Raw genomic sequence first — 9717 nt, 5'->3', positions numbered from 1 at the left:
CAGCGTTCGTCCTGAGCCAGGATCAAACTCTCCAAATTGGTATTTAGAAAGAGCGATTGCTCAATTTGAAACATCTGACGAGAATTTACATTCTCTAATTTCGGATCTCACTTACGTGATTTCCATACTCACTCGTTGTTCAGTTTTCAAAGATCAAGCTCGTTGTCAGTGTCGATCATCTCGTCACCAGCAACTCTTATAATATATCATGTTTTCCGATTCAATGCAACACTTATTTTTCATCAAGTTAGCAATATCAATCGTTCAACATGTTCCAATCATCCAAGCGTTCCTTCTGCTTGCGACTGGATTTATAATATAACATGTAACCTCTAACAAAAACAACCCACAGGATTTACCATTTTCACTTTAGTACTATTAGTATCGTTAGCTATACTATGCATGACACTCTTCCTAATGATAAATAAGCAAACACCAGAGGGCCTGCATCTTATGATGCAGGCCCTCTGGTGCAATACGCAAATCTCAATCCAAAGCTAATTTAATTTGATATCCATGGATTTTTACTTTTCTTCGAAGTTCCCGTGCGGCCTGATTGCTTCGAACGTTGTTTAGGTGCAGTTTTATTTGATTTGTCACCAGCTAGACCTGAGGTTTTAACTTTAGGAGTACCCGCTTTTCCCGTGCTGGCTTTGTTCTTAACTGCGGTTCCTGCACTGACGGCTTCCGCTGCTTGAGGAACATTCTGCGCAATAATCTCCGGCTCAAGAATTTCTGGCACACGGTTGTGATGAGCATAATTCTCCATCCCCGGATACATCGGATATCCAGGAATCCCATGTATTCCTAACGGTGCAACAGCGGCCTCATTCGGCATTGAGAAGGGTCCAGCTCCGTAAGGAGAAACCGCACCGGGCTGTGGCATATAGGGCGACATGTTATTATATGCAGGCTGTTCATAAGTATAGGGCTGATTCGGCATTCCTCCACCACAGCCGCAGGTCGGCCAAGGAAGGTTCATGGACTGACCGCCGTACTGCGGAACTGCGTACGCAGAATAATCAACAGGAGGATTATTCTCAGCCATAGCCGCATTTACATACTCAGGAGCTGCATTTGGATACCAAGCATTGGAATAGTCAGTTGCGGGATACATGTTACCCGGATAATCATACGGAGAAGCACAGTCCGGCATATAAGCAGTCGGCTGGATAAAACCTGGGGCCGCATTCATACCCATCATTGGCATTGGCTGCTCATAGTACGGATATGCCGGCGGGCAATCGAAATAATATGGATTTTCGTTTAATCCAGGATAACCTGCTGTTTTTTCGCATGGTCCGTCCTTATGGTCAGGCCAGGTTGCCGGCTGCACCTCAGATTTCTCCTTTTCTTTGGGCATCTCATAGGTTATGGCTTCTTGCGCAGGCACAGAAATTTGTACAAACAGACTTTGTGTTTCATGCACTACTTCCTGAATGGGAGCTACTTCAGGTGCTTTATTCGGAAGAGGTGCGGCAACCTGGATAGGAGCCGGTGCGGGATTCGGAGCCGGGGTTGAGACAGGGGAAACTATCTGAACGGGCTCTTCCTTCGGTCCGGTATAGGTTTTTCCGCCAACCTTTGTTTTATCTACCACCTCAGGCGATACAGCAAGCGGTTGAACCGGAGTAGCATTTGCATTGGCATTTGCATTTGCATTGGCATTTGCATTGGCATTGGATTGCATAGGTTGCATGGATTGAGCCTGGATTGGAGTCGGCTCATTCGCCTTTTTGGGAATATTGACAACTTCACCGGTCATGAGCGCATTAGGATTCTTGAGATGCGGATTGGCGTCAATGATCTCTTTCAAGGTAATTCCCCATGCTTTGGATAATTTCCACAACGTATCGCCTTGTTTAACGGTGTGCTTGTAGTAAAGCTCATTGTTTTCCGGAACAAGCATCGGAGCCGCAGGGATTTTAACTTTATCCCCAATAACAAGCACTTCAGGATTACTGATCTGCGGGTTAGCCTCAATAATCTTTTGGAGCGTTACTCCATACTTTTGTGATAATGCATACAGCGTATCGCCTTTTTTAACAATGTGTATTTTCACGCAGCATTTACCTCCTACAAATTTTGTGAGCCTATGCATCCAGATCAGCACGACACAGTCCTGACCTAGACGGCATATGCCAAAGAGTTGTGAAGCGATGCATTCTTTACAGCTATGCTGCAACCCCCGCTCTAGGCAATTCCGATTTCCCGGCTCTGCTCTCAAGCATCGTAAAATGCGGTACAGCCGCCTCCTTCGTTACTACATCTTATGCAGCCCATGGGCGATTGACATCATGTGAACAAAAAAAATCCTTTCATGACTGGCATGAAAGGATTTGCTTATGTTAAATCATGAATTTAGTTGAATCACTATTCCCAGACTTTGTAGCCGTCTTTATCCACCGCATTACGGAATTCTTCAAGTAATTGCAGTGTAATCGGTCCGGCATGCCCTGCTCCGATAATCCGTCCATCGATTTCACGGGCTGCAATAACCTCGGCTGCCGTTCCGGTGAAAAAGACTTCGTCGGCAATATAGACATCATGCATGGTAAACGGCTCTTCCTTCAGCGGAAGTCCCAGTTTCTCACAGAGTTCGATAATGGCCAGACGGGTAATTCCTTCGAGTGCACCAAGGTAGCAAGGCGGCGTGTACACCACACCTCTTTTGACGATGAAGATATTATCCCCCGAACCTTCCGTTACGTACCCTTGAGCGTTCATCATAATCGCTTCGTCAGCCTCAGCGAGATTGGACTGAATCTTGACGAGGATGTTATTGAGGTAGTTGAGTGATTTGATCTTCGGATTCAGTGCATCTGGGATATTGCGCCGCTGTGATACGGAAACTGCCCGCAAACCGTTAAGGTAAGCCTGCTCCGGATAAATAGCCAGCTGCTCCACAATGATAATCACGCTCGCCTTAGGGCAACGCCGTGGATCCAGCCCCAGATTTCCGGGACCCCGCGAAACAATCAAACGGATATAGCCATTGCGCATATCGTTCAAGCGAATCGTCTCAGCCATAGCCTCCAGCATTTCATCGTAAGTCAGCGGAATGTCCAGCATAATTGACTTGGCCGAATCATACAGCCTGTCCAGATGCTCTTTGCATTTGAAAATGTTGCCGTTATAAATGCGAATGCCTTCGAAAATGCCGTCTCCATATAAGAATCCATGATCAAAAACGGATACCTTTGCATTTTCCTTTGTTACGTGTTGTCCATCCAGATAGATCCATTGCTCAGCCATGAACTTACTGCACCTCCGCTTTCTCTTCCTCATAGGTGTATGTGGGATAGGAGCCCAGAATCCGCACCTGACAGCCCAATGCTTTGATCTCCTCAATCGCCGCCGGGAGCAGGACCGATTCTATCGGTTCCAGCACATCAATGTAAAAATAATAAGTACCCAGTTTCTTCTTCGTAGGCCGTGATTCAATACGCGATAAATTTAGACGCCGCCATGCAAATGCAGACAGCACCTGATGCAAGGCTCCCGGAAAATCCTCCGGCAGGGTTACAAGAATACTTGTCTTGTCTCCGACACTTTTGCGGGGAAGCTTCAGCTTGTGCGGGCCTACAAGGACAAACCTTGTGTAATTATTATGGTGGTCTGTGATTTTCCGGTCAAGGATCTCCAAGCCATGCGTTGCGGCACCGAGTGCCGTGCCGACTGCTGCCCAACCTTTGCCCGGATTGTTCTTTACAATTTCCACTGCTTCGGAAGTGCTTCCGACCGACTCCAGCTCAGCCCAAGGGGCATGCTCACGGATAAACTGCAGGCATTGCGCCATGGCGACAGAATGGGAAAGGATCTTTACGATCTTAGTATAATCCTTATATCCACTGTCATCCTTGAACTCCTGCGGGTTGCTGATGAGATTCTGTATCGACGGAAATATCCACTCCGCCTGCATTGGAAGATTCACTTCATTAATGAGCCAATCGATATGCAGACTGACCGAACCTTCAATCGTGTTCTCAATGGGAATGACGCTGTAATCAGTGGCACCGCCTGCCGTAGAGAGAAAAACGTCGGAAATCAGCTTATGATGTTCAAGCTTTACTGGCTCAGCACCAAACAAGTGCAGCAGCGCTTCGTGGGAGACGGTACCCTGCGGCAATACCGCTATTGACTTCATGACTGTATTTCTCCTTTTATCATATCCAAAAATGATTGCTTTTGCATCCCGTTTCTTTCAAGCAGCTCAGTGGTAACCCCGGAAGTACATGGAGGCAGCCAGCGAGTGCGGGCCGGGATACCGTGCTGCTGCATCGTTTCTTTCAAAAATTGCTCAAGCTCCTGCTTCCTGCCCTCGCGCCGGTCGACCAGACAAAGAAGTGTAGGGCCCGCGCCACTAAGAGCAATTCCCAGCGCCCCATGCTGCGGGGCTTCGGCGAGCAGCTTCTCCATCCCCGGCACCAGCGGCGCACGGTATGGCTGATGCAGCCGGTCCTGCATGGCCCGGCTGATGAGATCAAGCCTGCCAGAGGCCAGTGCCGCCGTCAGCAACGAGGTGCGGCTGATGTTAAACACCGCATCGCCCACCGTGATTTCGGAGGGAATGACCCCACGCGCTTTGACCGTGGCCAGCTCAAATTCGGGGATCACAACAAGCACTTCCAGATCCTGTGGCGGCTCCAGACGGATATAGTCGGCATGCCCGCCATCCCAGACAGCCGTAATGATTCCCCCGAACAGGGACGCTCCAACATTGTCGGGATGCTTCTCCAGTGCGGTGGCCATATCAAACAGTCTGCCGTTGTCCAGCGGTGAACCAATCATAGCATTAGCTGCTGCCATTCCGCCAATAATGGCTGAAGCGCTGCTGCCAAGCCCCCGTGTCAGCGGAATCTCGGAATACATGGAAATCGACAACTCAGGGATGGTAACCCCAGCTTCCGCAAAAACCATTTGGGCTACCTGGTAGAGCAAGTTATTCTTGTCCTGGGGCACACCCTTCATCTCATCACCATGTAGGTGAAACACGGTTTCCGCAGCTTCCTCCATCTCAATCCAGGCATACAGCGACAAGGCCATACCAAGTGTATCAAAACCCGGTCCAAGATTGGCGGTACTGGCAGGGACTTTAACTCTAGACCTTCCGTAAATACTCATGGCTGATGAAATCTCCTTCGTTATTTTTACGCGGTTCCTGATATCTGGAACTTACTCCGTTGTCAGCCTTCCACACGATAGTGGCTCTTGATCCGGTGGATGACCGCAAGCTGCTCCAAATGCCGCATTACCTTATTCATACTCGCCTTGCTTGCATTGTGCGTCACAATTATGATCTCCGCATCAGGATTATTTGGGTTGGCTTGCTGCACAACGGAATCGAGGCTGACATCGTATTCGGCAAACACCTGGGTGATCTTCGCCAGCACACCCGCTTTATCATCTACATGCAGCAGCAAAAAGTTCTTGAAAAAGATGTCCTCGTCGCTCTTCAGCTTCTTTTGCTTATATGGGACAATCTGCTTGAGACCGTTAACGCCCAGTTTCAGGTTCTTGATAACCGCCACCAGATCGGCAACGATAGAGGTTGCTGTAGGCATCGCACCTGCTCCCGCACCATAAAACATAGTCTCTCCTACCGCTTGCCCGAATACATACACCGCATTATAGACACCGTTGACGGAAGCGATCGGATGGCTGGCCCGGATCATGGTCGGCTGAACACTGATACTGAACGCCTCGTCTTCACATTCCGCGATTCCTAGCAGCTTCATTTCATAACCAAGACGTTTAGCAAACGCGATATCCTCTTTGCTCACTCCCGAGATGCCGCTCACACTGACATCACTGAGTTCAACATTTGTACGGAAGCCAAGCGTGCCGAGGATCGCCATCTTGCGTGCAGCATCGAGACCTTCAACGTCGGAGGTCGGGTCAGACTCAGCATATCCCAGTCCTTGCGCTTCCTTTAGAACATCATTGTAGGACGCGCCTTCCTGGCTCATTTTGCTCAGTATGTAATTGGTTGTTCCATTCACTATCCCCATAATCTTAATAATCTTATCTGATGAAAAGCCTTCGATCAGCGTGCGGATAATCGGAATTCCTCCGGCTACACTTGCCTCATAAAACACATCGCATTGCTTCTCCTGCGCTTTGGCCAGAATCTCCGAGCCGTGCAGCGCCATCAAATCTTTATTGGCGGTTACAATATGTTTGCCGCGTTCCAGCGCTTCAAGGATATATTCCTTCGTTCCGGCAATGCCGCCCATCACTTCGACGATGACATCAATTTCAGGATCACGGATAACCTCCCATGGATCTGAAGTCACTTTGGAGGCATCTACTTCGATTTCACGGGGTTTATCCGTATTCTTCACAGCAATGCGCTCAATGAGAATCGGGGAGCCCACTTGACTGCTCAGATCCTCCTGATTTCCTTCTACGATACGGACCACGCCCGTACCTACTGTTCCCAGCCCCAATAAACCAACTTTAACCGGCTTCATTTGAATCCTCCTAAAAGTTATATGAAGCTATACTTCACAGAATAATGATCGCAATAAAACTGCTTCGTAAACATCTTAACCCTGGCCGATAATAAAAGCGCGCTTCACTCCAGCAATTTCCTTCAGGCCATCAAGCATATCGCCCATTTCTTCATTCAAATGCGAGATCTCCACGGAGATCACAACATTGGCCCGCCCTTGGAGCGGAATACTCTGGTGGATCGTCAGCACGTTGGCTCCGTGAACTGCCACACAGCCGAGTACCTTGGACAGCATACCGGACTCATGCTCCAGATCAATGGAGATCGTGACAATGCGTTCGCGCTCCAGTTGATGGATCAGATGTATGCCGTCCTTATATTTATAAAAAGCGCTGCGGCTAAGTCCAACCCTCTCAACACCCTCGTGCACCGTCTTGGCATCTCCCGCCTCAAGCAGCTGTTTGACCTGCATCGTCTTCAGCACAGCATCAGGCAATATGTCCTCGCGGACCAAATAATAGCGTTCTTTCACGAACGTCCTCACCCCAAAGACTTTTGTGTTTTCTTAGTGGACATTATATAGGATTCAGCCCGAATAACGCAACACATTTTCACACGGGGGCCATGAATACGCTGCAAGAATGAAGCTTCCTACATCCTCTAAGCAGCAAACGGACAGTCTCTCACCACTTTAATGTATGCCAATTAACCTAAACCAAACAGAATATTACAAAAAAAAAAACGCCGCCTCCGTCCTCCTTGTCAGGAAAAACGTAGTCGGCGTTTCTTCTATCTGCTTTATAGCGTGTAACGTGCAGCCTGTACCACTATTAATAGTAGCTGCTGTTCTCTACAAACTCGAATTCGAAATCGGCAATGCGGACAATCGTGCCTTCTACAGCCCCACGCTTACGCAGTTCCGCATCTACACCCATGTGGCGCAGGGTACGGGCCAGCTTCAGGATCGCATCATGCGTACTCAACTGCATACGCTTGATCATCCGCTCAATGCGCGGACTGTTAACAACAAACGCATCGTTGTCGCGGGTGATGGTGAAGGAGTTATCCTCTTCCGCCTCCAGCTTATATACCTTGCGTTCAGAGGTTTCTGCCACCTCTTCAACCACCGGAGCAACCGGAATGCTGTCAAGGATATCCGTAGCGCGGTAGAGCAGCTCCTGCACCCCTTGGCGGGTAAGTGAGGAGATCGGCATAATCTCCAGATCCGGACGCAGCTCTGCAATCCGTTCACGGAAAGAAGTGAGGTTCTCCTCTGATTCAGGCATATCCATTTTGTTCGCCGCGACAATCTGCGGACGGTCAATCAGACTCGCATTGTACTGCTTCAGCTCATCATTAATCATGACCCAATCCTCAAAGGGATCTCGCCCCTCGGAACCGGACATATCCACGACGTGGATAATAATGCGCGTGCGCTCGACATGGCGCAGGAATTCGTGGCCCAGGCCGATGCCTTCGCTGGCCCCTTCAATCAGTCCGGGCAAATCCGCCATGACAAAGCTCCGGCCGTCACCAACATCCACCACACCCAGGTTCGGAGTAATCGTTGTGAAGTGGTAAGCTCCGATCTTCGGTTGAGCTGCGGAGACTACCGACAGCAGCGTCGATTTCCCGACACTCGGGAATCCAACCAAGCCTACATCAGCCATTACCTTCAGTTCCATCACTACATAACGTTCCTGGCCTTCTTCCCCGTTCTCAGCCAGCTCAGGCGCTGTATTGGCAGCAGTGGCAAACCGGGTATTCCCCCGTCCGCCCCGTCCGCCGCGCGCTACAACAACCTGCTGTCCGTGACGGGTCATATCGGCGATCACTTCCTGGGTGTCGTCGTCGATCAATACAGTTCCCGGAGGAATCCGCACGATCATATGCTCGGCATTAGCACCATGCTGACTCTTGTTGCGTCCCTTTACACCACGTTCTGCTTTAAAGTGGCGCTGATAACGAAAATCCATCAGTGTACGCAAACCTTCATCCACCCGGAAAATAACGTCGCCGCCGCGTCCGCCGTCACCGCCGGCAGGCCCGCCTTCCGGCACATACTTTTCACGCCGGAACGCTACCAGTCCATCGCCTCCGTCGCCGCCTTTAACATAAATCTTAGCCTTATCTACGAACATTCATGTTCACCTTCCTTACATCTCCAGCGGTAAACGCAGTTTCACATGAGCTCTGTCCTGCTCCAACTGCTCCGCCTTCATAATTTTTCCTTGGACTATATTATAAATTTGCCCCTGCAGCAGCTCGGGATTGCTATGCTCACCCTCGCCTTCGAAAGAGATCAGAATGTCTCCTCCATCCTGTATAAAGCTTAGGCGGAGTCTTTGGGTATCGCCCTGCGGAACAAGTCCACTGTATTGGTATGCCCTTACCGTCTGCATAATCACCGAAGTAAGCTCGTCGCCTTCCTCCTGACTTAGCTTGTCCTCCAGCTGCAAGCCTTCCTCCACCTGCACTTCCAGCTCCAGATTACTGCGGAAAGTGCGGAAAGACTGCAAATAAAACACCAGCGAAGGGATTCCCAATTTGGCGATACGGCTATCAAGCGCTATACGTTCCTTTATTCTTTCCACACATTGCACGGATTTATCAGGCTTGCCCAGCTGGATATATCCGTAAAGCACCTGCAGATCATTCATCCAATCATGACGATGATGATTCAGTGTCCGGTTCGCCGCCTGTTGCAGAGTCTTCTCCTGTATGCGCAGTTCCTCTTCAAAATGACGCCGGTTGTAAATAAAGCTGAAAGCAAGCACCCCAGCTACCCATATTCCAAGCAGCAGGCATGTGAAAAGGGAGGTATGCCAATACACGAGACCTAAAGGAAGCAATACGGATAACATGACTGCCCAGACGAAACTTTTCCAGGATTTCATTCTTTCTCCCCGTCCCTCAGTTCGCAAAATTCATGTCTAATTCAATATTCACATTGATGAAGCATATGCCATTTTCCAGTATAACACAGGCTTTCACGGCAATCATTAGCATTCAGAGAGCAAGTGAATGAAATATCAGTTCCCCCTGCAAAATAACCCCACAAAGTGGGGTCTTGGGTTCGATGCTTACGCAGATACTTTGTGGCGACCCTAAAAAGTTGAATCCCATTTTGTCAAGTGGAACCGGCTTCGCCGTCCTCAAAAGGACGGTATCCGTTTCAGCGAGAAATAGAAGGATAATTTATAGCGTGAAGCTTATAAATTCTAATATTTCAAAAAAGCCCCCGGCACTCATGCCGGAGGCTT

The 9717-nt window shown here is 49.2% G+C and carries 9 protein-coding genes; 1 reads left to right on the top strand and 8 read right to left on the bottom strand.

All coding sequences use genetic code 11. The features are described 5' to 3' along the window. A partial coding sequence (locus tag ACAN56_RS24140; RefSeq protein ID WP_379146023.1) for a hypothetical protein occupies positions 1-202 on the top strand: 202 nt, incomplete at its 5' end. A gap of 300 nt (positions 203-502) precedes the next feature. Here ACAN56_RS24140 and ACAN56_RS24135 read toward each other — a convergent pair. The 8 genes from ACAN56_RS24135 to ACAN56_RS24100 all read right to left on the bottom strand — a co-directional run bounded on the left by ACAN56_RS24135 (position 503) and on the right by ACAN56_RS24100 (position 9351). Beyond that, complete coding sequence (locus tag ACAN56_RS24135) at positions 503-2113, bottom strand: LysM peptidoglycan-binding domain-containing protein (RefSeq protein ID WP_379146022.1); 1611 nt, start codon at positions 2111-2113, stop codon at positions 503-505. A gap of 260 nt (positions 2114-2373) precedes the next feature. Further along, complete coding sequence (gene ilvE, locus ACAN56_RS24130) at positions 2374-3255, bottom strand: branched-chain-amino-acid transaminase (RefSeq protein WP_038595656.1); 882 nt, start codon at positions 3253-3255, stop codon at positions 2374-2376. 4 nt (positions 3256-3259) lie between these two features. After that, complete coding sequence (gene pheA, locus ACAN56_RS24125; protein WP_038595659.1) at positions 3260-4147, bottom strand: prephenate dehydratase; 888 nt, start codon at positions 4145-4147, stop codon at positions 3260-3262. Further along, complete coding sequence (thrB, locus tag ACAN56_RS24120; RefSeq protein ID WP_038595661.1) at positions 4144-5124, bottom strand: homoserine kinase; 981 nt, start codon at positions 5122-5124, stop codon at positions 4144-4146. The genes pheA and thrB overlap by 4 nt, the downstream gene beginning before the upstream one ends. A gap of 62 nt (positions 5125-5186) precedes the next feature. Beyond that, positions 5187-6473: a homoserine dehydrogenase gene (locus ACAN56_RS24115; RefSeq protein WP_038595664.1), complete on the bottom strand. Its 1287-nt coding sequence runs from the start codon at positions 6471-6473 to the stop codon at positions 5187-5189. A gap of 75 nt (positions 6474-6548) precedes the next feature. Further along, the gene (locus ACAN56_RS24110) at positions 6549-6986 is read right to left on the bottom strand and encodes an ACT domain-containing protein (protein ID WP_038595667.1); all 438 of its coding nucleotides are present in this window, start codon (positions 6984-6986) and stop codon (positions 6549-6551) included. Between the two features lie 298 nt (positions 6987-7284). Further along, the gene (gene obgE / locus ACAN56_RS24105; RefSeq protein WP_341119062.1) at positions 7285-8595 is read right to left on the bottom strand and encodes a GTPase ObgE; all 1311 of its coding nucleotides are present in this window, start codon (positions 8593-8595) and stop codon (positions 7285-7287) included. A 15-nt stretch (positions 8596-8610) separates the two neighbouring features. After that, positions 8611-9351 (bottom strand): Spo0B domain-containing protein, encoded by a 741-nt coding sequence (locus ACAN56_RS24100; RefSeq protein ID WP_379146021.1) that lies wholly within the window; start codon positions 9349-9351, stop codon positions 8611-8613. Between the last annotated feature and the right edge of the window lie 366 nt (positions 9352-9717).

This window comes from Paenibacillus paludis, assembly GCF_042610515.1.
GTDB lineage: Bacteria > Bacillota > Bacilli > Paenibacillales > Paenibacillaceae > Paenibacillus_AQ.
This window is presented reverse-complemented; position numbering and strand designations above follow the sequence as displayed.

What these genes read in the sequence shown, in the direction of transcription:
- obgE (WP_341119062.1), bottom strand. Translation starts at nt 8,595, where the DNA reads ATGTTCGTAGATAAGGCTAAGATTTATGTTAAAGGCGGCGACGGAGGC.
- ACAN56_RS24115 (WP_038595664.1), bottom strand. Translation starts at nt 6,473, where the DNA reads ATGAAGCCGGTTAAAGTTGGTTTATTGGGGCTGGGAACAGTAGGTACG.
- ilvE (WP_038595656.1), bottom strand. Translation starts at nt 3,255, where the DNA reads ATGGCTGAGCAATGGATCTATCTGGATGGACAACACGTAACAAAGGAA.
- thrB (WP_038595661.1), bottom strand. Translation starts at nt 5,124, where the DNA reads ATGAGTATTTACGGAAGGTCTAGAGTTAAAGTCCCTGCCAGTACCGCC.
- pheA (WP_038595659.1), bottom strand. Translation starts at nt 4,147, where the DNA reads ATGAAGTCAATAGCGGTATTGCCGCAGGGTACCGTCTCCCACGAAGCG.
- ACAN56_RS24100 (WP_379146021.1), bottom strand. Translation starts at nt 9,351, where the DNA reads ATGAAATCCTGGAAAAGTTTCGTCTGGGCAGTCATGTTATCCGTATTG.